The following is a 22,842-nucleotide window of genomic DNA, read 5'->3' as shown; positions in this document are numbered from 1 at the left end:
TGCTGGATCGGAATTATGCCGGGGAACATGCTTTCCAAGGGTGAGGTATTCGTCATCGACACCGATGCCGCCTCCCGCGAACAATTGTCCACCGCGCTCCAACAGAGCGCATACCACGTGATCTGCTTCGCCGACGGCGCGTCTCTGCTCTCGGAGGCCAAGGCGCGGATGCCGGCCTGCGTGCTGCTGGAGATGCCGCCCTATCGCTCCGGTCTCGACGTGCTCAAGCGCCTGCGCGAGGAAAACTGCATGGCGCCGGTGCTGGTGACCGCGACAAACGGCAGCATCGCCATGGCGGTCGATGCCATCAGGAGCGGCGCGGCCGACTTCATCGAGAAGCCGTTCCGCACCCGCGACATCGTCGATCGGATCGATGCCGCCATCGACGAGTTCGCACAGCCCGGCTCCAGCCGGCAGCGCTGGCTGCCCGGCTGCGAACCCCTGACCGCGCGCGAAGGCGACGTGCTCGAGCATCTCGCCGCCGGCCTGACCAACAAGGAGATCGCCCGGCGCATGCATCTGAGCGCACGGACGGTCGAAGGCTATCGCGCCGGCATTCTGAGGAAGGCGGGCGCCAAGAACGTCACCGATCTGCTCCGCCGCATCTTCGGGCAGGGCTCGCTCGCGCAGGATTAACGGCTCCGTCGCGGCCTGACGACACGTTCCGCGGCCATGGTGCCGCCGCGGCGGCGCCCCACGGAAACCCCAATCGAACCAGTTCCTTCCCTGCCGCGTCCAAACATGTTGGCGAGGCATTGGATCGTACGCCCGGCTGGCGGCGGCGATGACTTGGAGGAGGGACTTGATGCGCATCACCGCAAGATGTTTGACGACGACGAGCCTGGTTCTGGTGACCACGGCATTCGCGTCGTCGTCATGGGCCGCCGAATTGGACGCCACATCGGCCATCGATACCGTCACCGTTTACCCCGATGGCGCGACCGTAACCCGAATCATCGCGGTGGACCTGCCGTCTGGTGATTCGACGCTCATTGCCAAGGACTTCCCGCTTGGTCTCGACACCTCCTCGATCCGCGTGGAGGGTGAGGGGGGAGCGAAGCTCACCATCGGCACGATCGATGCGCGAACGCCGCGTGCGGCGCCGGTCAATCTGCCGGAGCTGGACAAGCGCATCGAGGCGCTGAACGACCAGCGCGCCGACCTGCAAGGCGCGATCGACTCGGCCAACGCGCGGCGCAAATTCGCGGAGCATTTTGCGGAAGCCTCGCCCGCCGCCATCGGCGACAAGGGCGAAGCGCGGCCGATTGCCGAATGGCGCACGGCCTTTGCCACCGTCGGCGAGGAAATTGCGAGCGCCGACACCGCCGTTCGCGACGCCACGCGCAAGATGCGCGAGATCGATCGGCAGATCGGCCAGCTCGAAGTCGAGCGCAAGGCCAAGCCGCCGAGCAAGCTCGAAGTCCGCATGGACATCGCCGCGCCGGCAGCAACCAAGGCGACGTTGAGGGTCACCTACAATGTGCGCAATGCGCGCTGGCTGCCTCTCTACGACGCCCGCCTCGACACCGGCGCGAAGGATCGCAAACCGCAGATCGAGCTTGTTCGCCGCGCCGAGGTCACGCAATCGACCGGCGAGGACTGGTCGAACGTCGCGCTCGGTGTCTCCACGGTCCGCATCGGCCGCGGCGGCAGCGCGCCGGAGCTGAATTCGCTGGTCGCGCAGTATCCGCAAGTGCCGAGGCCGCGGGCGCTGGGTTCGCTTTCCGATTCGGCAATGCCTGCGGCGGCGCCGATGCAGCGTAAGATGGAAGCTCCGGCCTATGCCAGCCGATCCAGGGAAGATCTTGCCGAACGCGCCGAAGAACAGCAGGCCGTTGCCGAAATCGGCGACTTCCAGGCCACCTACAAAATTCCCGGCCGCATCAGCCTCGGCGCCGCCGAGGGCGCCAAGAGCCTGCGCATCGCCTCGATGACCGTGCCCGCCGATCTCATGGTGCGCGCGGCACCGGTGATGGACCCCACCGCCTTCCTCGAAGCCAGCTTCAAGCAGACCGACGACACGAGTCTGTTGCCGGGCAAAGTCGCAATCTATCGCGATGGGACTTTCGTCGGTCGCGGCAAGCTCTCGGCTTCGGCCAAGGACGATATCGTGCGGCTCGGCTTCGGCGCCGACGACAAGGTCCGGATCGAGCGCGCGGTGCTCAAGCGCAACGAAGGGTCGGCAGGCCTCCTGGTCACGACGTCGAAGACCGACGAGCGATCGTTCAAGACGACGATCCGCAACGGTCACGACTTCCCGATCAAGGTCGCGATCGAGGATCAGTTGCCGGTCAGCGAGAACGAGGACATCCTCGTCGAGATGTTGCCTGCGACCACGCCGCCGACCGCAAGCAACATTCGGGACCGGCGCGGTGTGCTGGAATGGTCGTTCGACGCCAAGCCCGGCGAGGTCAAGGACATCAATTTCGCCTGGCGCGTTCGCTGGCCGAAGGACAAGAGCATGGTGATCGTGCCGGCGGGTTAGAGAGTTATTCACCTCTCCTCGCTCGCGGGGAGAGGTCGGCGCGAAGCGCCGGGTGAGGGGGACTCACAGGCCTGTCAGGTGCTTACTGCCCGAACGACTTCTCCCTTTGGGGGATAATGGTGATGACGGCTCATAAATCACCGCAGGCGTTCGATTAGTTTTGGGGGAAGCCTAACGTCGCACAATGTATATTGTCAGACCCGACGCACAACTTGATAAGCAGAAGGGGACTAGACAATAGCGGAGCTAGCTGATGGAAACAGTTGAACTGAAGCTTGTTGCAAAACTGCTCGCTGCTCACGGCTATAGGAACAATACACCCATCGAGGACATACACGCAGGCCGTTGGCCAAAGAACACCAAAGGCGAGTATGCCGATCCTTCCGAAGTCATCGTGACAACCATCGACGGTGGAGACAAGATATCGTGGACTGAATGTTCGCGGATCAGCGACGACGAAATGAGGGAGATTAATAAGTCTGTCGTCAACAACATCTACTCGATTTTGTCGCTGCTAGCTGAGTTCGGTCATTTACCCATGCAGCCGCCCCACAATTGGGATGAGCCGAAGCATGCGCGTTGGTACAATCTCATTCGGAAACGACTACGAGCTACTTCGCGGCCGCCCTCGGCTCGCTAATCCGATCGGCCGGCGGACCGATATGTTGGCGAAGCATAAAAATGACGATCAGTACGATAAGGGCCAGGCGAGGTCCCAGCCATGCTGTCGATGAATTGGAGCCAGCTCATTGCAGGTTCAAGCTCGGCGCTGAAAGGATACGTGACCAGTACGTGTGAGAACATTGGCGCTCACGTGAGCGATATTATGCTCAGCTAGTGCAATCGCGCGCCATAGTACTACAGGCGAACCGGGGAGAGGGAACGAGAGAGTGGAGTTACTCCTTTACCGCGCCCGTCAGCGACGACACGTAGTAATCGACGAACAGCGAGTAGAAGATCGCAACCGGCAGCGAGCCGAGCAGCGATCCCGCCATCAGCGCGCCCCACTGGTAGACGTCGCCGGTGACGAGCTCGGTCAGGATCGCGACCGGCACCGTCTTGTTGGCGCCGCTCTGGATGAAGGCCAGCGCGTAGATGAACTCGTTCCAGGACAGCGTGAAGGAGAAGATGCCGGCCGAGATCAGGCCGGGCACCGCCAGTGGCAGTGTGATCCGGCGCAGGATCTGGAGCCGCGTGGCGCCGTCCACCAGCGCGCATTCCTCGAGCTCGTAGGGGATCGACTTGAAATAACCGATCAGGAGCCAGGTGCAGAACGGCACCAGGAAGGTCGGGTAGACCAGGATCAGCGCCAGCGGTGAATCGAATAGACCGAACTGCACGACCACGGTTGCGAGCGGAATGAACAGGATCGACGGCGGCACGAGATACGCGAGATAGATGCCGAGGCCGACATAGGGACTGCCGCGGAAGCGCAGGCGTTCGATCGCATAGGCGGCCAGCGTGCTCGCGATCAGCGACAGCGTGGTCGCGCCGACCGCAACCAGCATCGTCGTCCATAGCCAGCGCGGATAGGCGGTATTGAACAAGAGGTGCTTGATGTGCGCCAGCGTCGGCGAGGAGATCCAGAATGGGTTGTGCTCCTTGTAGTTCATCAGCTCCGCGTTCGGCTTGAACGACGTGATCGCCATCCAGTAGAACGGAAACAGCAGGATCAGCACGAAGCACCCGAGCGGCAGATAGATCATCATCAGCCGCCGCAGCCCGGAATCCCAGGCCATGGTGTCCGGCGGTGTGGTGGCGACGGCGGCCGGTTGGGCGGCGGTATCAGTCATTGCTCTCTCCCTGCTGCCATTTGCGGCGCGCCAGGCCGAAATAAGAGAACAGCGTCGCGAACACGAGGAACGGGATCATCGACACCGCAATCGCCGCGCCCTCGCCGAGCTCGCCACCGGCAATGCCGCGCTGGAAGGCCAGCGTTGCCAGCAAATGGGTCGAGTTGCCCGGGCCGCCACGGGTGATGGCGTAGACCAGCTGGAAGTCGGTGAAAGTGAAGATGATCGAGAAGGTCATGACGATGGCGAGGATCGGCATCATCATCGGGAAGGTGATGTAGCGGAACCGCTGCCAGGCGCTGGCGCCGTCGAGCATTGCGGCCTCGTAGAGCGAGGGCGAAATGGTCTGCAGACCGGCCAGCAGCGAGATCGCGACGAAGGGAATGCCGCGCCAGATGTTGGCGGCGATCAGCGAGAAGCGCGCCGGCCAGGGCGAGCCGAGAAAGTCGATATTGGTCGTGCGCCAGTGCAGCACGTCGACCAGCAGGTAGGAGATGATCGAGAATTGCGGATCGTAGATCCACCAGAACGCCAGCGCCGAGAGCACCGTCGGCACGATCCAGGGCATCAGGATGATCGCACGCAACAGGCTCTTGAACGGGAAATGGTTGTTGAGCAGCAGTGCGAGCCAGAAGCCCAGCGCGAACTTCCCGAAGGTCGCGATCCCCGTGTAGACCACGCTGTAGAACACCGCGTTCCACCACAGGGAATCGGTGAGCAGATACTGGAAGTTCTCCAGACCGACGAAGACGCCTTTTCTGCCGATCGTGGTGTCGGTGAAGGCGAGCCAGATGCCGAGGCCGAGCGGATAGGTCAGGAACACCGTGAGCAGCCCGATCGCGGGTGCGAGGCACATTACGATCAGGAACGGCTTGTAGTCGAACAGGCGCACCAGCCAGGAGGGCTGCCGTCGTGCGAGGGCGAGAGTGGGAAGTGTGGTCACGGACATCGGGTCGTTGTCCTGTCGTTGAATGTCGCCACACCGTCATTGCGAGCGAAGCGAAGCAATCCAGTCTGTTTCCGCGGCTGCAGTCTGGATTGCTTCGTCGCTACGCTCCTCGCAATGACGGCCGTCTTGTGCTCTGGCCTTACTTCTGCCGCCGGAAGTACCGCTTGCAGCGCTGCTCGGCTTCCGCGGCCGCGGCTTCCGGTGTGGCAGCGCCGGTCGCGACGGATGCGAACATCTGAATCAGCACGTAGTCGGCGCTCACGGCACCGGTCGCGGTCGAGATCGGGCCCGCATAGCCGTCGTAATAGGTGCTGTTCATGGTGTCCTTGAACAGCTTCACCTTGGGGTCCTGCGACCACACGGCGGCCTCGGCATAGGCGGCCAGCGGCTGGGACCAGTAGCCGGAATTGGCGTTGAGCCAAGGTTCGTACTGGTCCTTTTCCAGCATGTATTGCAGGAAGGCCTTTGCGGCGTTGGGGTACTGGCTGTGCTTGAACACCATGGCGTTCAGCGTCAGGCCCGCCATCGGCGACACCTTGGCCAAGCCCTTCGGCAGCAACTGATGCTCGCTGTCGTCGGCGATCGCCTTGGTCGCCGGATCGTTCTTCAGCGAAAAATACAGCGAGACGCCGTTGGCGGTCAGCGCGATCTCCTGCGCCGCGTAGGCGCGGTTGTTGCTGACGTCATTCCAGGACGTCGTGCCGGCGATGAAAGTCGGGTAGAGCTGCTTGACCCAGTTCAGCGCGGCGATCGTCTCCTTGCTGTTGATGATGACGTTGCCCTCTTCGTCCAGCAGGGCCGCGTTGTGCGACCATAGCGCCCAGCTTGCGAACCCGTTGCCGTCTCCCTTGGCATTGCCGAGGGCGAAGCCCGCCGGCTTGCCGGCCTTCTGGAGCTTCTGGCACAGGTCGAGGATTCCGGCATGGTCTTCCGGCACCTTGTCGAAACCGACCGATTGCAGGATCGACTTGCGATAGATCACGGGACCCGCGGTGGCTCCGAACGGCAGCCCGATCCAAATGGGGCTCTTGTTCTTCTTGCCGTAGCGCTGCGCCAGCGGCAGCCAGCCGCCGTAGCGTTTGCCGAGATAATCGGCGACGTCGGTCAGTTCGACCAGCTTGTCGACATAGATGTGCGGTGCGTCGGAAAAGCCGATGATGATGTCGGGACCGGCGCCGGAATTCGAGGTCACCGCGGTCTGCTGGTTGATGTCCTCCCAGCCGACGAAATCGACCTTGACCTCGACGCCGGTCTCCTTGGTGAATTTTGCCGCATTGGCGCGGAACACGTCCTCGTCGGCCTGGACGAAACGGACCGGTCGCAGCATGCGCAGGGATGCGCCTTTCTCGATCGGCAGTTTCGGTGTGGGGACGTCCGCGGCCTTGATCGCGGATTGCGCATTTGCCGGAGCACCGGTTGCCGCGATTGCCGCAGCGGACAGGCCCAGCGCCAAGGCATCACGACGTGTGATGTCGTTCCTCATCGGTTCCTCCCTATGTGTTTCCCTTCCCGGCGTTGATCGCCGGTGAAGGGTCGTTTTCAGTCTTTTGCCGGTTGCCGGCGCGCCTTCGCGGCCGTCCCGCCTAGCTGTTCGGGCCGCGGTCCATGCTGACAGGCTGCCAGCGGCGGAGCGCGGTGTCTTGCAGCACCGACGGATTGACGCAGCTTACCGGCCACATGCCCTGAAGCACCAGTGACAATTCGTAGCCCACCCGGCGCTTGCGCGCCTCGTCAAACCGTGCCGAGGCGGAGGCGACATGGGCGGTCAGGGTGACGTTTTCCATGCCGAGCAACGGATTGTTGTGCGAGGGCGGCTCCTTCTCCAGCACGTCGAGGGCGGCATGGGCGATCCAGCCCTCCTGCAGCGCCTTGATCAGGCTTTCCTCGTCCACGGTGGCGCCGCGGCCCGTGTTGATGAAGACCGAGCCCTTCTTCATCTGGCGGAAGTGCTTCTCGGTGAGCATGTGATGCACCTCGGGCCGGGCGGGGGCGTGCATCGAGACGAAGTCGGATTGCGACAACACCTCGTTCAGCGTCGCCGGAATCACGCCGTGGTCGGACATCAGCGTTTCCTGGATGAAGGGATCGTAGGCCATCATCCGCAGGCCGAACGGAGCTGCGCGTTTCGCCACTGCACGCGCGACGCGGCCGAACGAGATGAAGCCGAGCGTCTGGCCCATCAGCCGCGGAATCTTCGACAACGCCGGCCTGCCCTCGGCCCAGCGGCCGCTGCGCACCATCCGGTCCTGCTCGACCAGCCGGCGGAAGCCCGCGAGCAGCAGCATCATGGCGTGGTCTGCGACCTCCTCGATGAAGGTGTCGGGGATGTTGGTGACGGGAATGCCGCGCGCGGTCGCGGCCTTGATGTCGACGCTGTCGACGCCGACCGAGCCGAGCGTAATGACCTTGCAGCTCTCCAGCGCGTCGATGATGGTCTTGGTGATCGGGATGCCCTTGGCGTAGATGGCGTCCGCCGTCTTGGCGACGGCGATGAACCCGGCCTCGTCGGCCGGCGCCTCGACGATCTCGGCGTCGATCGGATCGAGCGCCTCACGCTCGTAGGAATAATCGCTGCTCGCGACCGTGAAGCTCGCGCCCTTTGGCGTCACCACCCTGTATGTCGGCATATCCTGCTCCCGATTTGGTTTCTTGTTGTGACCCGGACTTTGCGCGGGCCTTTGCGTCTTTTACGCGAAATCGGGGCGGTTGCGTACAATCGGCGGTTGCCGTCGCGTCGATTGTGCGACGGCCCCGACGTTTCCTCCGGGCTTTTACGGGGCGCTCCGTAACAGGTTGCTAAGGGCTCGCCACTAAAAGTTGATTCAATTGCGATCGATTCCCTCGCGCGTCCTTATCCCTTTGTTGCCGGAGCATCCCGTGAAATTGAGCAATATGAAGATCGCCCCCAAGCTCGGCATCCTTGTCGGCGTCACTTTGTTCGGCTTGTGCATCTCCGGGGTTCTTTCCGGCTATCTGATGAAGCAGGAGATGGTGAACGCGCGCATCGAGCAGGCCAAGGCCATCGTCGACATGGGCCGCAACTATGCGGTGGCGCTGAAGAAGCGGGTGGATGCGGGCGAGATGACGAAGGACGCCGCGATGGCTGATCTTCGCCGCTACGGCAACGCGATGACCTATGACAAAGGCGCCGGTTATCTCTTCGGAACATCCTATGACGGTATCACGCAGCTGGCGCCAGATCCGAAGCAGATCGGCAGCAACCGCATGGAAGTTCTGACCAATGGCCGCAAACTGTCTTGGGAGCTGATGAACGGTGCGAAGGCTAACGGTTCGATCCTTTTGACCTATGAATACGCGAAACCGGGCCAGGAAGGCTTGATCCGGAAGATGGGCTATGCGGTGGCCGTTCCCGAACTCGAGATGTATCTCGGCACCGGCGCCTATCTCGACGACATCGACGCAAAGATGGGCCCGGTCTACTGGCTGCTCGGTCTTGCCATGTTCGGCATCGTGATCGTCGCCGGAAGCGTCGCCTGGCTGCTCGGCCGCAGCATCAGCGGTCCGCTGGTTCTGCTCGGCGCCCGCATGAAGGATCTCGCCGAGGGCAAGCTCGACGGCGACATTCCCGGCGTCGGCCGTGGCGACGAGGTCGGCGCAATGGCGTCGACCGTCCAGATCTTCAAGGACAACGCACTGCGCATTCGCGACCTCGAGAAGACCGAAGCCGATGCCAAGGATCGTGTCGCGGCGGAACGTCGCAGCGCGATGGAGGGCATCGCCAGCGACTTCGAACGCAGCGTCAACGGCATCGTCCGCTCGGTCTCCTCGGCCGCGACGGGCATGCAAGCCACGGCTCAATCGATGACCGCGACCGCCAGCGACGCCTCTTCGCGTGCGGCGACGGTCGGCGCGGCCTCGCAGAGAGCGTCGGGCAATGTCGGCACGGTTGCCGCCGCCGCCGAAGAGCTGTCGAGCTCGGTTGCGGAGATCTCCCGCCAGGTCACCCGCTCGACCGAAGTGGCGAGCCGTGCCGTCAACGACGCCGAGCGCACCAATGCCACGGTGCAGGAGCTCTCCACCGGCGCCGAGAAGATCGGCGAGGTGGTCAAGCTGATCCACTCGATCGCGGCACAGACCAATCTGCTCGCCCTCAACGCCACCATCGAGGCGGCGCGTGCCGGTGAATCCGGCCGCGGCTTCGCCGTCGTCGCTTCCGAGGTCAAGGCGCTTGCCAACCAGACCGCCAAGGCCACCGAGGAAATCTCCGCCCAGGTCGCGGCGATGCAGACCTCGACCAGCGATGCGGTCGCCGCCATCGGCGGCATCACCCAGACCATCGCCGAGATGAGCGAGATCACCGCGGGCATTTCCGCGTCGATCGAGCAGCAGGGCGAGGCGACCCGCGAGATCGCCCGCAACATCCAGTCGGTCGCGGCCGGCTCGAGCGAGATCAACGCCAATATCGGCAGCGTCACCTCGGCCGCGGAAGCGACCGGCACGGCGGCAAGCGACGTGCTCACCAACGCCCGCGAGCTCGACAGCCAGTCCGGCGCGCTGCGCAGTGCAGTCGACGGCTTCCTCGCCAAGATGCGCGCGGCGTAAGTTCTTGCACTGAATTTGTAGGGTGGGCAAAGACGCGAAGCGTCGTGCCCACCTTTTTCTTTTTGAGTTCGCGGTAATTTCTCGGTGGGCACGCTTCGCTTTGCCCACCCTACGAGACCGCCCTACTGCTTCTCGATCCCCGCCTCGCGGATCAGCTTCTCCCACAACACCAGCTGTTCGTTCACGAACGTGCCGAGCTGCTCCGGCGTGCCCGAAAACGCGTCCATGCCGAGGGTGGCGAGCTGGGCCTTGATCTCCGGCTTCTCGACGATCTTCCGGATCTCGGCGTTGAGCCGCGTCACGATCTCCTTGGGCATGCCGGCGGGGCCGAAATAGCCCTGCCACGACGAGATGTCGAAGTCCGGCACGCCGGCCTCCTGCATCGAGGGCAGGTTCGGCACCAGCGAGGAGCGGTCCTTGGTCGTGACGGCGAGCGCGCGTAGCGCGTTGCCCTGGACATGCGGCAGGCCGGTCAGGATGTCCACGAACATCATCGAGACGCGACCACCCATGACGTCGTTGAGCGCCGGCGGCGAGCTCTTGTAGGGCACGTGCAGGAGGTCGAGCCCGGTATTGTGCGCGAAGGTCGCACCCGACACGATCGCCGAGGACGAGCCCGAGGCGTAGCTCAGCTTGCCCGGATTGGCCTTGCCGTAGGCGATGAGTTCGCCGACGGTCTTGGCCGGCACCTCCGGGTGGATCACCAGCATGAAGGGCAGGTCGCCGGTGCGCGCGATCGGGGTGAAGTCCTTGACCGGATCGTAGGTCAGGCTTTTGAGCAGATAGGGATTGGCCGAATGCGTGGTGTTGGTGGTCACCAGCAGCGTGTAGCCGTCGGGCGCGGCGCGCGCGACATAGGTGGCGGCGATCATGCCGTTGGCGCCCGCCTTGTTCTCGATGACGATGCCGACGCCGAGTGCCTGCGACAAATGCTGCGAGATCAGCCGCGTCGTGGTGTCGGTGCCGCTGCCGGCCGCGAACGGCAGCACCAGCGTGATGTTGCGGCTCGGATAATTGTCGGCCTGCGCAGCGGACGCGGCGGCGAGACAAAGGACGGCCGTGCCGATGGCACGCAGGTTTCGGTTCAACGCTGAAAGCATGTCGGTTCGTTCCCTCTTTTTTCGTTGGCGGGGAACCTAGCGTCTCCTCGTCGAAATCGGAAGGCGCGAGTTTGTCGCCTCGTCTCGCGGCGCGGAATTACTTCACCGCAGAGCCCTGGCGCGAGGCGATCACGACGCCGGCGAGCACCAGCAGGTAGCCGATCAGGTGGAATGGCTGGATCTTTTCGCCGAGCAGCAGGATCGCCATCGCCGAGCCGAACACCGGCACCAGATGGAAGAACGGCGCGGCGCGGTTCGGGCCGATCAGCGCCACGCCCCGGTTGAAGAACAGATAGGCCAGCGTCGAGGGAAAGATCAGGATGTAGCCCAGCGTGGCCAGCGTCACCGCGTCGAGCTGCAGGACGCGGCCGCTCCAGGCTTCCCAGATCGCGGTCGGCAGCAGCATCGTCGCGCCGCAGCAGGTGGTGAAGGAGAGAAAGGAGAGTTGGTGGATCTTCGGCCGCCGCGGGATGAAGGCGGAGTAGATCCCGAACGCCACCAGCGAGGAGGCGAACATGATGTCGCCTCTGTTGAAGCTGATGCTTGCGAGCGCGGCGAGATCGCCGCGCAGGATGATGATCAGCACGCCGAGAAGCGAGATCCCGATGCCGGCGAGCTGCGCACCGGTCAGCCGCACGCCGAACAGCACCAGCGACCACAGCGCCACGAACAGCGGCCCGGCCGACTGGATCAGCAGCGCGTTCAGCGCTTCCGTGTACTGCATCGCCCAATACGAGATCGCGTTGTTGAAGGCAAAGCCCACCAGCGACAGGAACAGCATCAGCGGCAGGCTCTTGCGCAGATTCGGCCAGTCGCGCTTCAAATGCGGCCAGGCGAACGGCAGCAGGATCAGGAACACGCCGAACCAGCGGATCGTGGTCACCGTCAGCGGCGGCACATGCGCGCCGACGTGGCGCGCGAGCACGATGTTGCCGGCCCAGAACAGCGAGCTCAGGCTAAGCAGCAGATAAGGCTGGTTGTTGAGCCAACTGGCTGGATTGGAGGCCGGTGGCGCGGGCGGAGCGATCGTCATTGGCGTTGGTTAGAAGCTTGCGCCGGATTTATGTCGTGACACAAGACACGCGGCCGCAATGCTACAATGCAGGCATGACCAGAGGAGGCGGCATTGGCGGTTAGTATGTTGAACATCGATGGCCTGGAGCGGCTCGATCGGCATGCACCGGTGGTGATGCTGAACCTGATGCGCTTCCACGCGCGCTCCGGCGACGGCGACGGTTCCGGCTGGGACGCCTATTTGCGCTACAGTGCGGTCACGGTGCCGATGATCAAGGCGCGCGGCGGTACGCTGCTCTGGACCGGCGACGCCAAGGCGGTCGCGCTCGGCCCGCAGCAGGGCAACAACTGGGATTTCGCGGCGCTGGTCTATTATCCCACCGTCACGGCTTTCGTCGACATGATGACGTCGGAGGCCTACGAGACTGAGGCCGATCCGCACCGCGTTAACGCCTGCGCCGAGCACGTCATCATTGCGATGAACGAAGCGTACAGCAAGTTCAAGACGAAATAGCGCCGCCTGCCGCCGTTTTACTTCAGTCCGTCTGCAGCCGCGTGACACGCCTTCTGCAGCAAGCGACAGACCTCCTCCGTCGACCGCTGTCGGCTCAACACCGCAAACGTCGGATAGCTCGTCAGCACGAAGATCAAATCGACCGTGTCCCGCATGGCGCGCTTTGCCGCGTGCTTGCCGACGATCCGCGACAGCAGCGCGGTCAGCAGTTCCCGGCGGCGCTCGTTACGCTCGATCAGCGCCTCGCCGAATTCCGGATCGGTCGCGATGGCCTGGTTGAGTCCGCCGATGGCGGGATCGCGCCCCCAGAACGTACAGAAGATTTCGATGACGCGGTCGAGCGCGGCGCGCGGATCCGCCATCGTCATCACCCCGGCCAGTTCGAACAGTCCGCCCTGGTGCGCGATGTCGTCGAACACGGCCTCCAGCAATCCCCGCCGCGATCCGAACTGGTTGTAGACGGTCAACCGCGTGACGCCGGCCGCCTTCGCGACGACGTCGAGGGAGAAGTTCGCAATGCTCGCGTCCTCGCGCAGGAGCCGCGCGCCGGCGGCGATGATGCGCTCGCGCGTCGCCGCCGCCGCGGAAGCCCGTGCGGAGCTCACATAACTGCGCTTAGGCATCGCCTCGCCATTCTGTTGACGTATTGACTATACATGTAGTATATCTAATTTAGAAGCCGGTTCGGAGCTTGCCATGCAGACTGCCCTCGTGATCGCCTTGTCACTTCATGTGTTGTCGTCCGTGTTCTGGGCGGGATCAAGCTTTGCGCTGGCCCGCATCGGCGGAGTTGGCGGTGAGCAACTGGTCTTTCCACAACTCGGCGCGGCGACGATTGCCATCCTGACCGGCGGCTATCTCGGGCATCTCGTTCATTCCCACAGCTTCGGCACGACCGAACAGGTGCTCGCGGTTGGTGCTGTCTGCGCACTGATCGCGGCCGGTGTTCAGGCTGTCATCGGGCCCCGTGCGCTCGTGGCCTTGCGTCGTGGCGCCGGCAAGCCGGAGGACCTCCGTGCACGTATCGCCGCCGCCCAACGTGCGGCGGCGGGCCTGCTGGGCATCGCCGCGCTCTGCATGGGCGCCGCGCGCTACATTTGAATGCAGTTTCGGGGAGGAGTGTTGAGAGCTCTCCGTTCCCAATGACAGACCCTGGCGCGGCTTGCAGTCGCTTTCGAAGGAAAAGCAATGTCCAAGATGATTCTCGTCAACCTGCCTGTACGCGACCTCGCCGCCTCGACGGCGTTCTACGTAGCGCTGGGTGGCGCGGTGAACCCTCAATTCTCCGGCGCAAATTCGACCTCGCTCATGTTCACGGACGCGATCGGCGTGATGCTGCTGACCCACGACCAGTATCGTGAATTCACCCAACGCGAGATCGGCGACGCGCGGCGCCACAGCCAGGCTATGTTCGCCCTGACGGTCGACGACCGCGATGCCGTCGATGCAACGCTGGCCCGCGCGGTGGCTGCGGGCGGTCGCGCCGATCCCAATCCGGCGCAGGATCTCGGCTTCATGTACAACCGACACATTGAAGACCCGGATGGATATGTTTGGGAGATGGTATGGATGAACGCGTCGGCAAACGCTTGATCGCGGGCGATCGAACCGGGCCCCAAGCCTAGCTCGCCTGCTTCCGTGACGCCACGAACACCCCGGCCAGCACCAGCGCGAAGCCGATGAAGTGGAACGCCTGCGGGTGCTCGCCCAGAAATGCCATTGCCATGATCGAGCCGAACACCGGCACGACATGGAAGAAGGGCGCGGCGCGGTTGGCGCCGATCAGCCGGACACCGCGATTGAAGCAGAGATAGGCGAGCGTCGAGGGGAACACCGCGACATAGAACAGGGTCAGGAGGTTCGGCCCGTCGAGCTTCATCACGGGACGCGCGGACAACTCCCAGATCTCCAGCGGAATGAGACAAGCAGCGCCGCAGCCGAACGTGAAGGCGAGGAACGACAGGCCGTGCATCGGCGGTCGCTTCAAGGTCAGCACCGAATAGAGCGCGAAGATGATCAGCGCGACGATGAAGATGAGGTCGCCCTTGTTGAAATCGATGTTCGACAGCGTGGTGAGATCGCCATGCAGCAGGATGATCAGCACGCCGCACATCGACAGCAGCACGCCGAAGGCCTGCGCCGCGGTGAGCCTGATGCCGAGGATGGCGAGCGACCACAGCGCCACGACGAGCGGCGCGGCTGACTGAAGTAGCAACGTGTTGAGCGCCTGCGTATGCTCGAGCGCCCAATATTGCAGCGTGTTGAAGGCGCCGATGCCGGTGATCGAGAGCGTGACCATCAGGCCGATCTTGCCGCGGATCGCGGGCCAGTCCTGCGCAAGGTGTTTCCAGGCGAACGGCAGCACCAGCAGGAAGGCGAAGAACCAGCGCAGGAACGACAGCGTCACCGGCGGGATGTGACCGGCGGCGAGCCGTCCGACGATGGCATTGCCGGCCCAGCACAGCGCAGTGATGCTGAGCAGCAGATAAGGCTGGTTGGCGATCCAGTTCTGGGCCGACGTGGCAGCGCCGGTGGTCTCGTCGGTGGCGGACATTGGAGTGTTGTGGCCCCGCGTCATGCGCCAAGCCTCCAGCCCGGCGGCACCCGGGCCGGTTCGGACCCGGCCCGTTCAAAGACACGGAAATCGAGGTTGCATCAACGGGGGCCGGATGCATCGCGACCATGCAGCGGCGGAAGCAGCCTCTCACGCTTTGGTCGAAGCATTGCACCGGTCGCGAAGGTTTCTGGATTTTCAGGGATATCAAAGGGTTGGAGTGCGCTCACGGCCTCGAAAAAGTCCCGTTCTTGCTTGCCTAGAGGGGCTGCATCCTTTATCCGGTTGGCTGCCTCGCGTTCGAGCGGCCCCGGCCGTGATTGGGCTGGGCGCATCTAACAGATTGCATAGGGATTACCCGCGAATGGCCAATGTTGTCGTCGTCGGCGCCCAGTGGGGCGACGAAGGAAAGGGCAAGATCGTCGACTGGTTGTCGGAGCAGGCGGACATCGTCGTCCGTTTCCAGGGCGGCCATAACGCCGGCCACACGCTGGTGATCAACGGCAAGACCTACAAGCTGGCGCTGCTGCCCTCGGGCGTGCTGCGCGAGCAGAAGCTGTCGGTGATCGGCAACGGCGTCGTGTTCGATCCCACCGCCTTCCTCGACGAGGTCACCAAGCTGCGGTCGCAGGGCGTCGCGGTCAGCCCGGACAATCTGCGGGTCGCCGAGAACGTCACGCTGATCCTGCCGCTGCACCGCGAGCTCGACGCGCATCGCGAATCCGCCAATGCGGCGACCGCGATCGGCACCACCCGACGCGGCATCGGCCCGGCCTACGAGGACAAGGTCGGCCGCCGCGCCATCCGCCTGATGGACCTCGCCGATCTCGACACGCTGCCGCACAAGATCGACCGGCTGCTGGCGCATCACAATGCATTGCGCCGCGGCCTCGGCCTGCCGGAGTTCGACGGCAAGGAGATCCTGAAGGAATTGACTGCGCTCGCGCCGCAGCTCCTGCCCTATGCCGAGACGGTGTGGCGGTTGCTCGACATCAAGCGGCGCGAGGGCAAGCGCATGCTGTTCGAGGGCGCGCAAGGCGCGCTGCTCGACGTCGATCACGGCACATACCCTTACGTCACCTCGTCCAACACGGTGGCGGCGCAGGCGGCGACCGGGTCGGGCCTCGGCCCCGCCGCGGTCGGCTATGTGCTCGGCCTCTGCAAGGCCTATACGACCCGCGTCGGCCAGGGCCCGTTCCCGACCGAGCAGGACAACCCGACCGGCCGCAAGATCGGCGAGCGCGGCCGCGAGTTCGGTACCAATACCGGACGGCCCCGCCGCTGCGGCTGGTTCGATGCGGTTCTGGTTCGCCAGGCGGTCCGGACCTGCGGCATCAACGGTCTGGCGCTGACCAAGCTCGACATTCTCGACGGCTTCGACACGATCGAGGTCTGCACCGGCTACAAGCTCGACGGCAAGGAGATCGATCATTTCCCGGCGGGCGAGGGCGCCCAGGCCCGGGTCGAGCCGATCTACGAGACCATCGAAGGCTGGAAGGAGCCGACCGCCAATGCGCGGTCCTGGGCCCAGCTGCCGGCCCAGGCGATCAAATATGTCCGCCGGATCGAGGAATTGGTGGGGTGCCCGGTCGCACTGCTTTCCACCAGCCCCGAACGCGAGGATACTATCCTGGTACAAAATCCGTTTGAGGCTTAACGATCTCTTACCGGGACGCGCGTATAATTGAGTAGAAATGGCTGATTACTATCCGCTGATCGCCCGCGCTATTGCCGCCCTGGACCCCAACGCTCCCGGCGAGAGCCGTCGCGCGCTTTACGAGCGGGCGCGCACGGCGCTGATCGCGCAGCTCCGCAGCGTGCAGCCGCCGCTCTCCGAATCCGAGATCACGCGCGAGCGGCTCTCGCTGGAAGAGGCCGTCCGCAAGGTCGAATCAGAGGCTGCCCAGCGTGCCCGCGAGGCCTCGCGCCCCGGTGGCGGCGCCCGCAGCAGCGGCAGCGGCGATGCCTTCCGCCGCGCCAGCACCCGCGCCACTGAGGGCAATGCGCCCGCGCCCCAAACTTCTGCCCCGCCGCGCGCCCGTCCGGCTCCGCCGCCGCCGCGCGCCGACCGGCCCTCCTTCAACGTCGATGACCAGGGTAACGCCCCGCGTGCGCCGCGGGCTCCGCGTTTCGACGCGCCGCGGCAGCCGGGTCCGTCGGCACCGCCGGCGATGCCGGAGCCTCCGCCGGCCGGACGTGATCGCGCCGGTGGGCGCCGTCCGCCGGACATGGGACCTCCGCCGCCGCTGCCGCCGGCACCGGGCGTGCGCGGCTTCCGCGACATCACGGCCGACGCCAACGATCTCGGCGGCGCCGCCGCGCAGGCCAACCGCGCCGCGCGCCGCACCTACGCTAACGTGCCTTCGCCCTCGCCGGAATTCGACCGGCTCGAGCCGAGCCTGGAAAATCGCGCAGCCGGGACGGACGCGCCCTACTCCTACGACGAATCGATCGAGGAGGCCGAGCGCTACGCGCCGCAGTCGCAGCCGCCGTCGCAGCGTCCGCACATCCCCGTTCTCGACCGCGAACCCAAGAAGAAGCGCGCCCGCACCGGCTCCGTGTTTCCGTTCAAGAGCGCGATCGCCGTCGGCATCGCGCTGATCCTGGTCGGTGCCGGCATCCTCTGGGGCAAGCAGCTGGTCCAGACCGCGACCAACCTGTTGAAGTCTTCGCCGACGCAGGTGGTGGAGGCGCCCAGGGATTCGTCGCAGCCGCAGAGCAGGCCCAAGATTCCGGATCGCGTCGGCCAGCCCTCGGCCAGCGACCAGCCGGTCGCGCCGGTGGCGCAGAAGGTCGTGCTCTATGACGAGGATCCATCCGATCCGAAGGGCAAGCAATATGTCGGCTCGGTGGTGTGGCGGCTCGAGCCGATCAAGGCGTCGGGCAACCAGAAGGCCGACGTCGCCGTGCGCGCCGACATCGAGATCCCCGACCGCAAGTTCAAGATGACGATGTCGTTCCGCCGCAACACCGACTCCTCGCTGCCGGCGAGCCACACCGCGGAGCTGACCTTCGTCCTGCCGGCGGACTTTTCGGGCGGCGGCGTCGCCAACGTGCCGGGCATCCTGATGAAGTCGAACGAGCAGGCACGCGGCACGCCGCTCGCAGGCCTCGCGGTCAAAGTCACCGACGGCTTCTTCCTGGTCGGCCTCTCCAACGTCGACGCCGACCGCAGCCGGAATGTCCAGCTCCTGAAGGAGCGCTCCTGGTTCGACGTGCCCCTGGTCTACGCCAACCAGCGCCGCGCCATCATCGCCATCGAGAAGGGCGCTCCCGGCGAGCGCGCCTTCAACGACGCCTTCGCGCAGTGGGGCGATTAGATCTCTAAACCGTGAGACCTCGGCCCGCATGGTTCGAGACGCCCGCCTTGGCGGGCTCCTCACCATGAGGGCTTGATATCTCGCCGCGAAACGAGACCTCATCCTGAGGGCCCGCCCCTTGGGCGGGCGTCTCGAAGGATGCCGCAGCTACGCTCTCTCTACTGCGCCGTCGCTTCCCGCTTGCGCGATGTCGCGGCGGCGTGCTCGCGGTCCATCACGGCGCGGCAGCCGGGGCTGACCTGAGCTTTCTTCTGCACCATGCAGGCCCTGATCCTGGGGATGTCGGGGATCTCGCTCGAGCACAGCCGCATGGCATCGCCGGAGCACATCTGCTGCGCTTCGGACGAGAAGGAAAGGCCGGGCGATGTCTGGAATGCGATGGCTGCGGTTGTGACGGCGAAGAGAGTTGCGATGGTCTGGTAGCGTGTCATGCGGAATGCGTCCCCGAGTTCCGTGGGTTGAGCCACTTGGTTTTGGGGCGCCGCACGCGGCTTGATCTGCCGCATGTCACAGCCTTCACGCCGGGACCTCAATCCCGGATGTGGTCGCTCGATCTCTCGTGATGTTCGAATCGAAAAGTGCTGCGCCGCCCGAATCAAGTATGCGCCATTGTCACGCGGCTGCAATGGCAGGCGAAAAGGAATTCGCAATTGTTGCGCGCACGTCACGCACAATGCGACTCGCGTGCGATCAGATCAATCGATCGGAGGATACGCTCGCTTGTTCCGTATCGCTTGCGCCAAGCGCTGCGTGCTCCTCGACCGCCGTAACGCCCTTTGCCGTGAGCTCGAACAGATCGCCGTCCTTCATCACGTAACCGTCGGCGATCAGCTCGCCTATCTTGCCGTGCCGGTCGTCGGCAAACGCGATGGACTGGCTGATGTCCCTGAGAATCGAGAGCTGTTCGTCGCGCAACATGGCTTCACTCTCCATTATCCGGGGATGGTTCCGGTCCTCACATGCCGTGGCTCTGAAACACCTTGCTGCAAGACCGCGACAGCTTGGCCCGGTTGGCTTGCAAGCAGCCTTGCACCGCCATGTCGTTGCCGAGGTCCTTGCGGCAGAAGCGCGAGGCGTCCCGCGAACAGGCCTTCTGCTCCTGCGGCGTACCCATATGGCCTTGCGCGAAAGCGGGCGCGTTCGAGAGGCCGCTGACGGCCGTCAGCGCGATCGTCGCCAGGAAGAACAGTTTGCGGGACATCGGCGGCTCCAAATCTGACAGGTGAGTTTCAAGTCCGTCGCTATGCCGCTTGTTCCCAGCGCGGAGCCCGCACCTCCCGCTATTCAAGGTTCCCGCGGCGCTGCTATAACGGGGCGAAGGATGAGGGTGCCTGATGAAACGCTATCTTGTGTTTGCGCTGGTCGGCCCGTTCGTGGGCGGGTTCCTGCTGCTGCTGACGACGACCTATCAGTCCGGCTATTGGACCCAGACCAATCTCGCTGAGGTCGGCAAGCTGTTCGCGGTGTTCTTCAAGTCCCTGCAATACAGCTATCTGTTCGGCTTCCTGCCCTCGCTGATGATCGGTGCGGTCGACGATATCCTGGTCCACATCCGCCGGATCGGCCCGGTGCTGCGGATGCTGCTGGTCGGCGTGTTCGCCTTCATCCTGGCCTCGCTGACCTACAGCTCGCGCGGGCCGGATTCGGGCGCGGTGCAGTTCATCCTGTACGGCCTCGTCGGGTTCGTGCCGGCGGTGATTTCATCCTGGCTCGTGCATAGATATGTCCCGGAGCCCCAGCCGGCGGCAGCACAGACTTGAGGGCGCGACCTTCGATCACGCCGCAGCAACCTCCGCCGCGCTGGCGCGTTCCCTACAGGCCATGACCATGTCCGATGACGATATCCTTGCTCCACGTCGCTCCCGTTCGGGAAGCCGCCCGGGTGCGGCCTCTTCGGGCACCGAGGGGCGTGGACCGATCATCGATCAGGACGGTCGCGAGATCCGGCCCGAAACGCTGGAGCAGGGCTTTCGCGAGTTTCGCTTCGAGTTCGGGAAGGACAGTCCCTTCGCCGGCAACCCGTTTGGCAATCTGACGCGCGAGCAGCGGATCGCGCGGATCGAGGCAATCGCAAAGCTGCTCGACGTCGCCTTCGTGCTGCCCGGAACCAATATCCGCTATGGCATCGACGGCTTGATCGGACTGATCCCCGTCGTCGGCGACATCATCACCACCGCGATCTCGCTCTGGCTGGTGCGAGAGGCGAGGGCGCTCGGGGCGCCCTGGTACATCACCGCGCGCATGCTCGGCAATGTCGCCCTCGACGGCGTTGTGGGAATTGTGCCGTTCGCGGGCGACGCCTTCGACGTCATGTTCCGTGCCAACATGCGCAACGTGCGCCTGCTTCGCCGCTGGCTCGACAAGCAGCCTCGCATCTGACACTCCCCAAGTCTGACACTCCCCAAGACTGACACTGCCCAAAACGCAAAAAGCGCGACGGCCTTTCGGCCATCGCGCTTTCAGCGCACATCGGAGCGCGTTACGAAAATTTATGCCGCGTCGGCGGCGTCGGTGCTAGCTTCCACCGGCTTGCGGTGGCGGGGCAGCGGGAAGGCTTCGCTCTCATACAGCGAGCGGATGCCGTTCTGGTCGAAGCGCGCTTCCTCGACCTGGAGATAGGCGCCGTTCAGCGAGTCCGTCGGCAACTGCTCCATCGCGAACTGGACGGCTTCGGCCGCGGTGCCGAACCGGCGATAGGTGAAGCCTGCACGCTTCTTCTTGCGGATCGCAGCGGGGAAGAGTTCGGCGGAAGTGTTGAAGTTGAACGGACGCAGTGGACGCATGGTCAAAGACCTCGTGATCTCTCTGGGGCTTTAAGCGCGTGGGGTTGGGACGGGCAGAGGCCACCATTGAGTGGGCGCCGCACATGTCATTTTCGTCCTCTAATATAGCCCGTTTTGACAAAATTGCGACCCCCGCGATGCGAGATGATGAATCCGCGCATGGCAGCTCCGCAACTGGGAAAGTTACAATAATATCAGAGGTTTGAATGGTTTATAGCTTGCCAAGGAGCAGCAGCACGAGCAGCACCACCAGGACAAGGCCGCCGATCCCCATGCCGGAATGACCCATTCCGTAGCCGTAGCCACCGACGCGGCCCGACAGGCCGCCGACGAGATAAATGATCACCAGGATGATCAGGATGGTCCCAAGCGTCATGGCATCCTCCCTGGCGGCCGCCGCAACGCCATGGCCGGCCGCACCACCAGGGAAGAAAAGCACATCGCGCCGCCGGGTTCCATGACGGAACCCGGCGGCGCGCAAGGTTTATTTGGGTTCGAGCTTCAGCGCGGCGGAATTGATGCAGTAACGCAAGCCCGTCGGCCCAGGGCCGTCGGGGAAGACATGGCCGAGATGGCCGCTGCACTTGGCGCACAGCACCTCGGTGCGGATCATGCCGTGGGTGACGTCACGCTCCTCGTCGATATGGCCCTCGACGGCGGGCTGGGTGAAGCTCGGCCAGCCGCAGCCGGAATCGAACTTCGCGTCGGACTCGAACAGCACATTGCCGCAGCCGGCGCAGGTATAGGTGCCGGCGCGGTGGTCGTGCTCATATTCGCCGGAGAAGGGACGCTCGGTCGCCTTCTCGCGCAGCACTGCGTATTGCATCGGCGACAACTCGCTGCGCCATTGCTCTTCGCTCTTGATGACCTTGTCGTCCGTGGTTTTCGTCTTGGTGTCGGGCATGGGTCTCCCGTTCGATGATCTTGTTTTCGATGATCTTGTTCAGTGATCTTGCGATCAGTTGGTGGCCTTGCTGGCGCTCACCAGCGTCGGCTTCTCGATATAGTTATCCGCGAATAGCTTTTTGAGGTTCTCGACCTTCGGAAGGTCGTTGTAGGCGATGTAGGGCTGGTTCGGGTGCAGCGTCAGATAATCCTGGTGATAGGCCTCCGCCGGATAGAACGCCTCCAGCGCGCCGACCTTGGTCGCGATCGGCTTATTGAAGACCTTGGCGCCGTTGAGCTGGGCGATATAGGCCTCGGCCACCTTCTTCTGCTCGTCTGAGGTGGTGAAGATCGCCGAGCGATATTGCGTACCGGAGTCGGGGCCCTGCCGGTTGAGCTGGGTCGGGTCGTGCGCCACCGAGAAGTAGATCTGGAGGATCTTGCCGTAGGAGATCTTCTTGGGGTCGTATTTGATCTCGACCGATTCCGCGTGGCCGGTCCGGCCACTCGAGACGGTCTGGTAGTCGGCTGTCGCCTTGGTGCCGCCGGCGTAGCCGGAGACCGCGTTGACGACGCCTGCGGTGTGCTGGAACACGCCCTGCACGCCCCAGAAGCAGCCGCCGGCGATCACGGCGGTCTGGATCCCGCTGGCGGGGGTCGCATCAACGGTGGGAGCGGGGATCACGACCGCATCCTCTGCGGCCCGGGTCGGCGCGGCAAAGGCCAGCGTCAGGGCGGTGGTTGCGGCGAGCAGGGACAGGATGGCAGGTCGGCGCATGGCGATCCTCTTTCCGAAGGTCTGACAGTCTAGGGCGGTTGGGGCCGGGCGAACAGCCTGCCCGGCATTTTCGGATAGTCGAGATACGGGCCGGCCGGGCGATT

Annotated in this window: 26 protein-coding genes; 11 read left to right on the top strand and 15 right to left on the bottom strand. The window is 64.2% G+C overall.

What is annotated here, in order from left to right; all coding sequences use genetic code 11:
- Nucleotides 1-15: 15 nt before the first annotated feature.
- The 3 genes from AC0L3U_RS11155 to AC0L3U_RS11145 all read left to right on the top strand — a co-directional run bounded on the left by AC0L3U_RS11155 (nucleotide 16) and on the right by AC0L3U_RS11145 (nucleotide 3,125).
- Nucleotides 16-636 (top strand): response regulator transcription factor, encoded by a 621-nt coding sequence (locus AC0L3U_RS11155; protein WP_473361775.1) that lies wholly within the window; start codon nucleotides 16-18, stop codon nucleotides 634-636.
- Between the two features lie 169 nt (nucleotides 637-805).
- A complete protein-coding gene (locus tag AC0L3U_RS11150) occupies nucleotides 806-2,485 on the top strand; it encodes a mucoidy inhibitor MuiA family protein (RefSeq protein ID WP_473361774.1) in 1,680 nt (559 codons plus the stop codon).
- A 253-nt stretch (nucleotides 2,486-2,738) separates the two neighbouring features.
- Nucleotides 2,739-3,125, top strand: a complete 387-nt coding sequence (locus AC0L3U_RS11145; RefSeq protein ID WP_473361773.1) for a hypothetical protein — start codon at nucleotides 2,739-2,741, stop codon at nucleotides 3,123-3,125.
- A gap of 256 nt (nucleotides 3,126-3,381) precedes the next feature.
- Here the strand turns inward: AC0L3U_RS11145 and AC0L3U_RS11140 are convergent, their stop codons facing one another.
- The 4 genes from AC0L3U_RS11140 to AC0L3U_RS11125 form a co-directional block, all read right to left on the bottom strand.
- On the bottom strand, nucleotides 3,382-4,278 hold the full coding sequence (locus AC0L3U_RS11140; protein ID WP_456768077.1) for a carbohydrate ABC transporter permease: 897 nt from the start codon (nucleotides 4,276-4,278) through the stop codon (nucleotides 3,382-3,384).
- Complete coding sequence (locus AC0L3U_RS11135) at nucleotides 4,271-5,227, bottom strand: carbohydrate ABC transporter permease (protein WP_027519956.1); 957 nt, start codon at nucleotides 5,225-5,227, stop codon at nucleotides 4,271-4,273. The genes AC0L3U_RS11140 and AC0L3U_RS11135 overlap by 8 nt, the downstream gene beginning before the upstream one ends.
- Nucleotides 5,228-5,366: 139 nt before the next feature.
- Complete coding sequence (locus AC0L3U_RS11130) at nucleotides 5,367-6,710, bottom strand: ABC transporter substrate-binding protein (RefSeq protein WP_247358299.1); 1,344 nt, start codon at nucleotides 6,708-6,710, stop codon at nucleotides 5,367-5,369.
- A gap of 100 nt (nucleotides 6,711-6,810) precedes the next feature.
- Nucleotides 6,811-7,854, bottom strand: coding sequence for a C-terminal binding protein (locus AC0L3U_RS11125; protein WP_473361772.1), 1,044 nt, complete (start codon nucleotides 7,852-7,854; stop codon nucleotides 6,811-6,813).
- A gap of 250 nt (nucleotides 7,855-8,104) precedes the next feature.
- On the opposite strand from AC0L3U_RS11125, the gene AC0L3U_RS11120 reads away from it, so the two are divergent.
- Complete coding sequence (locus tag AC0L3U_RS11120; RefSeq protein ID WP_473361771.1) at nucleotides 8,105-9,790, top strand: methyl-accepting chemotaxis protein; 1,686 nt, start codon at nucleotides 8,105-8,107, stop codon at nucleotides 9,788-9,790.
- Nucleotides 9,791-9,912: 122 nt separating this feature from the next.
- Here AC0L3U_RS11120 and AC0L3U_RS11115 read toward each other — a convergent pair whose 3' ends face one another.
- Nucleotides 9,913-10,890, bottom strand: coding sequence for a Bug family tripartite tricarboxylate transporter substrate binding protein (locus AC0L3U_RS11115; RefSeq protein ID WP_473361770.1), 978 nt, complete (start codon nucleotides 10,888-10,890; stop codon nucleotides 9,913-9,915).
- 97 nt (nucleotides 10,891-10,987) lie between these two features.
- On the bottom strand, nucleotides 10,988-11,923 hold the full coding sequence (locus AC0L3U_RS11110) for a DMT family transporter (RefSeq protein ID WP_473361769.1): 936 nt from the start codon (nucleotides 11,921-11,923) through the stop codon (nucleotides 10,988-10,990).
- Between the two features lie 105 nt (nucleotides 11,924-12,028).
- Here AC0L3U_RS11110 and AC0L3U_RS11105 point away from each other — a divergent pair, with 105 nt between their 5' ends.
- The gene (locus AC0L3U_RS11105; RefSeq protein ID WP_473361768.1) at nucleotides 12,029-12,418 is read left to right on the top strand and encodes a DUF1330 domain-containing protein; all 390 of its coding nucleotides are present in this window, start codon (nucleotides 12,029-12,031) and stop codon (nucleotides 12,416-12,418) included.
- Nucleotides 12,419-12,435: 17 nt separating this feature from the next.
- Here the strand turns inward: AC0L3U_RS11105 and AC0L3U_RS11100 are convergent, their stop codons facing one another.
- Complete coding sequence (locus AC0L3U_RS11100; RefSeq protein ID WP_473361767.1) at nucleotides 12,436-13,041, bottom strand: TetR/AcrR family transcriptional regulator; 606 nt, start codon at nucleotides 13,039-13,041, stop codon at nucleotides 12,436-12,438.
- Nucleotides 13,042-13,114: 73 nt separating this feature from the next.
- On the opposite strand from AC0L3U_RS11100, the gene AC0L3U_RS11095 reads away from it, so the two are divergent.
- Nucleotides 13,115-13,519: a hypothetical protein gene (locus AC0L3U_RS11095; RefSeq protein WP_456768083.1), complete on the top strand. Its 405-nt coding sequence runs from the start codon at nucleotides 13,115-13,117 to the stop codon at nucleotides 13,517-13,519.
- Nucleotides 13,520-13,606: 87 nt separating this feature from the next.
- A complete protein-coding gene (locus tag AC0L3U_RS11090; RefSeq protein ID WP_473361766.1) occupies nucleotides 13,607-14,011 on the top strand; it encodes a VOC family protein in 405 nt (134 codons plus the stop codon).
- Between the two features lie 28 nt (nucleotides 14,012-14,039).
- On the opposite strand, the gene AC0L3U_RS11085 is transcribed toward AC0L3U_RS11090, so the two are convergent.
- On the bottom strand, nucleotides 14,040-14,972 hold the full coding sequence (locus AC0L3U_RS11085) for a DMT family transporter (protein WP_473361796.1): 933 nt from the start codon (nucleotides 14,970-14,972) through the stop codon (nucleotides 14,040-14,042).
- Nucleotides 14,973-15,336: 364 nt separating this feature from the next.
- On the opposite strand from AC0L3U_RS11085, the gene AC0L3U_RS11080 reads away from it, so the two are divergent.
- On the top strand, nucleotides 15,337-16,629 hold the full coding sequence (locus AC0L3U_RS11080; protein WP_354059838.1) for an adenylosuccinate synthase: 1,293 nt from the start codon (nucleotides 15,337-15,339) through the stop codon (nucleotides 16,627-16,629).
- A 37-nt stretch (nucleotides 16,630-16,666) separates the two neighbouring features.
- Nucleotides 16,667-18,292: a hypothetical protein gene (locus AC0L3U_RS11075; protein ID WP_473361765.1), complete on the top strand. Its 1,626-nt coding sequence runs from the start codon at nucleotides 16,667-16,669 to the stop codon at nucleotides 18,290-18,292.
- Nucleotides 18,293-18,450: 158 nt separating this feature from the next.
- Here AC0L3U_RS11075 and AC0L3U_RS11070 read toward each other — a convergent pair whose 3' ends face one another.
- The 3 genes from AC0L3U_RS11070 to AC0L3U_RS11060 form a co-directional block, all read right to left on the bottom strand.
- Entirely contained in the window at nucleotides 18,451-18,723 is a 273-nt protein-coding gene (locus AC0L3U_RS11070; RefSeq protein ID WP_027519942.1) for a hypothetical protein, read from the bottom strand.
- Nucleotides 18,724-18,982: 259 nt separating this feature from the next.
- Nucleotides 18,983-19,210, bottom strand: coding sequence for a hypothetical protein (locus AC0L3U_RS11065; RefSeq protein ID WP_473294535.1), 228 nt, complete (start codon nucleotides 19,208-19,210; stop codon nucleotides 18,983-18,985).
- 37 nt (nucleotides 19,211-19,247) lie between these two features.
- Complete coding sequence (locus AC0L3U_RS11060) at nucleotides 19,248-19,493, bottom strand: hypothetical protein (RefSeq protein ID WP_473347590.1); 246 nt, start codon at nucleotides 19,491-19,493, stop codon at nucleotides 19,248-19,250.
- Nucleotides 19,494-19,626: 133 nt separating this feature from the next.
- Here AC0L3U_RS11060 and AC0L3U_RS11055 point away from each other — a divergent pair, with 133 nt between their 5' ends.
- Together AC0L3U_RS11055 and AC0L3U_RS11050 are read left to right on the top strand one after the other, a co-directional pair.
- Nucleotides 19,627-20,052, top strand: a complete 426-nt coding sequence (locus AC0L3U_RS11055) for a DUF5413 family protein (RefSeq protein WP_473347591.1) — start codon at nucleotides 19,627-19,629, stop codon at nucleotides 20,050-20,052.
- A 61-nt stretch (nucleotides 20,053-20,113) separates the two neighbouring features.
- The gene (locus AC0L3U_RS11050) at nucleotides 20,114-20,671 is read left to right on the top strand and encodes a DUF4112 domain-containing protein (protein WP_473294537.1); all 558 of its coding nucleotides are present in this window, start codon (nucleotides 20,114-20,116) and stop codon (nucleotides 20,669-20,671) included.
- Between the two features lie 110 nt (nucleotides 20,672-20,781).
- Here AC0L3U_RS11050 and AC0L3U_RS11045 read toward each other — a convergent pair whose 3' ends face one another.
- From AC0L3U_RS11045 to msrA, 4 genes are all read right to left on the bottom strand, one after another.
- Complete coding sequence (locus tag AC0L3U_RS11045) at nucleotides 20,782-21,075, bottom strand: hypothetical protein (RefSeq protein ID WP_007596188.1); 294 nt, start codon at nucleotides 21,073-21,075, stop codon at nucleotides 20,782-20,784.
- 211 nt (nucleotides 21,076-21,286) lie between these two features.
- Nucleotides 21,287-21,451, bottom strand: coding sequence for a DUF3309 family protein (locus AC0L3U_RS11040; RefSeq protein ID WP_081747975.1), 165 nt, complete (start codon nucleotides 21,449-21,451; stop codon nucleotides 21,287-21,289).
- A 108-nt stretch (nucleotides 21,452-21,559) separates the two neighbouring features.
- Complete coding sequence (gene msrB, locus AC0L3U_RS11035; RefSeq protein WP_473361764.1) at nucleotides 21,560-21,979, bottom strand: peptide-methionine (R)-S-oxide reductase MsrB; 420 nt, start codon at nucleotides 21,977-21,979, stop codon at nucleotides 21,560-21,562.
- Nucleotides 21,980-22,033: 54 nt separating this feature from the next.
- On the bottom strand, nucleotides 22,034-22,738 hold the full coding sequence (gene msrA, locus AC0L3U_RS11030) for a peptide-methionine (S)-S-oxide reductase MsrA (RefSeq protein WP_473361763.1): 705 nt from the start codon (nucleotides 22,736-22,738) through the stop codon (nucleotides 22,034-22,036).
- Nucleotides 22,739-22,842 lie beyond the last annotated feature (104 nt).

The organism is Bradyrhizobium sp. Kon69 (genome assembly GCF_055807515.1).
Note: the sequence above shows the minus strand (reverse complement) of the source record. Positions and strands in the feature narration are given on the sequence as shown.

Excerpts from the sequence above, each read along its gene's own strand:
- AC0L3U_RS11060 (WP_473347590.1), bottom strand. The coding sequence starts at position 19,493 with ATGTCCCGCAAACTGTTCTTCCTGGCGACGATCGCGCTGACGGCCGTC.
- msrB (WP_473361764.1), bottom strand. The coding sequence starts at position 21,979 with ATGCCCGACACCAAGACGAAAACCACGGACGACAAGGTCATCAAGAGC.
- AC0L3U_RS11100 (WP_473361767.1), bottom strand. The coding sequence starts at position 13,041 with ATGCCTAAGCGCAGTTATGTGAGCTCCGCACGGGCTTCCGCGGCGGCG.
- AC0L3U_RS11065 (WP_473294535.1), bottom strand. The coding sequence starts at position 19,210 with ATGTTGCGCGACGAACAGCTCTCGATTCTCAGGGACATCAGCCAGTCC.
- AC0L3U_RS11155 (WP_473361775.1), top strand. The coding sequence starts at position 16 with ATGCCGGGGAACATGCTTTCCAAGGGTGAGGTATTCGTCATCGACACC.
- AC0L3U_RS11070 (WP_027519942.1), bottom strand. The coding sequence starts at position 18,723 with ATGACACGCTACCAGACCATCGCAACTCTCTTCGCCGTCACAACCGCA.
- AC0L3U_RS11055 (WP_473347591.1), top strand. The coding sequence starts at position 19,627 with ATGAAACGCTATCTTGTGTTTGCGCTGGTCGGCCCGTTCGTGGGCGGG.
- AC0L3U_RS11105 (WP_473361768.1), top strand. The coding sequence starts at position 12,029 with ATGTTGAACATCGATGGCCTGGAGCGGCTCGATCGGCATGCACCGGTG.
- AC0L3U_RS11125 (WP_473361772.1), bottom strand. The coding sequence starts at position 7,854 with ATGCCGACATACAGGGTGGTGACGCCAAAGGGCGCGAGCTTCACGGTC.
- AC0L3U_RS11090 (WP_473361766.1), top strand. The coding sequence starts at position 13,607 with ATGTCCAAGATGATTCTCGTCAACCTGCCTGTACGCGACCTCGCCGCC.
- AC0L3U_RS11095 (WP_456768083.1), top strand. The coding sequence starts at position 13,115 with ATGCAGACTGCCCTCGTGATCGCCTTGTCACTTCATGTGTTGTCGTCC.
- AC0L3U_RS11145 (WP_473361773.1), top strand. The coding sequence starts at position 2,739 with ATGGAAACAGTTGAACTGAAGCTTGTTGCAAAACTGCTCGCTGCTCAC.
- AC0L3U_RS11130 (WP_247358299.1), bottom strand. The coding sequence starts at position 6,710 with ATGAGGAACGACATCACACGTCGTGATGCCTTGGCGCTGGGCCTGTCC.
- AC0L3U_RS11140 (WP_456768077.1), bottom strand. The coding sequence starts at position 4,278 with ATGACTGATACCGCCGCCCAACCGGCCGCCGTCGCCACCACACCGCCG.
- AC0L3U_RS11135 (WP_027519956.1), bottom strand. The coding sequence starts at position 5,227 with ATGTCCGTGACCACACTTCCCACTCTCGCCCTCGCACGACGGCAGCCC.
- AC0L3U_RS11045 (WP_007596188.1), bottom strand. The coding sequence starts at position 21,075 with ATGCGTCCACTGCGTCCGTTCAACTTCAACACTTCCGCCGAACTCTTC.
- AC0L3U_RS11085 (WP_473361796.1), bottom strand. The coding sequence starts at position 14,972 with ATGTCCGCCACCGACGAGACCACCGGCGCTGCCACGTCGGCCCAGAAC.
- AC0L3U_RS11080 (WP_354059838.1), top strand. The coding sequence starts at position 15,337 with ATGGCCAATGTTGTCGTCGTCGGCGCCCAGTGGGGCGACGAAGGAAAG.
- AC0L3U_RS11075 (WP_473361765.1), top strand. The coding sequence starts at position 16,667 with ATGGCTGATTACTATCCGCTGATCGCCCGCGCTATTGCCGCCCTGGAC.
- AC0L3U_RS11150 (WP_473361774.1), top strand. The coding sequence starts at position 806 with ATGCGCATCACCGCAAGATGTTTGACGACGACGAGCCTGGTTCTGGTG.
- AC0L3U_RS11115 (WP_473361770.1), bottom strand. The coding sequence starts at position 10,890 with ATGCTTTCAGCGTTGAACCGAAACCTGCGTGCCATCGGCACGGCCGTC.
- AC0L3U_RS11110 (WP_473361769.1), bottom strand. The coding sequence starts at position 11,923 with ATGACGATCGCTCCGCCCGCGCCACCGGCCTCCAATCCAGCCAGTTGG.
- msrA (WP_473361763.1), bottom strand. The coding sequence starts at position 22,738 with ATGCGCCGACCTGCCATCCTGTCCCTGCTCGCCGCAACCACCGCCCTG.
- AC0L3U_RS11040 (WP_081747975.1), bottom strand. The coding sequence starts at position 21,451 with ATGACGCTTGGGACCATCCTGATCATCCTGGTGATCATTTATCTCGTC.
- AC0L3U_RS11050 (WP_473294537.1), top strand. The coding sequence starts at position 20,114 with ATGACCATGTCCGATGACGATATCCTTGCTCCACGTCGCTCCCGTTCG.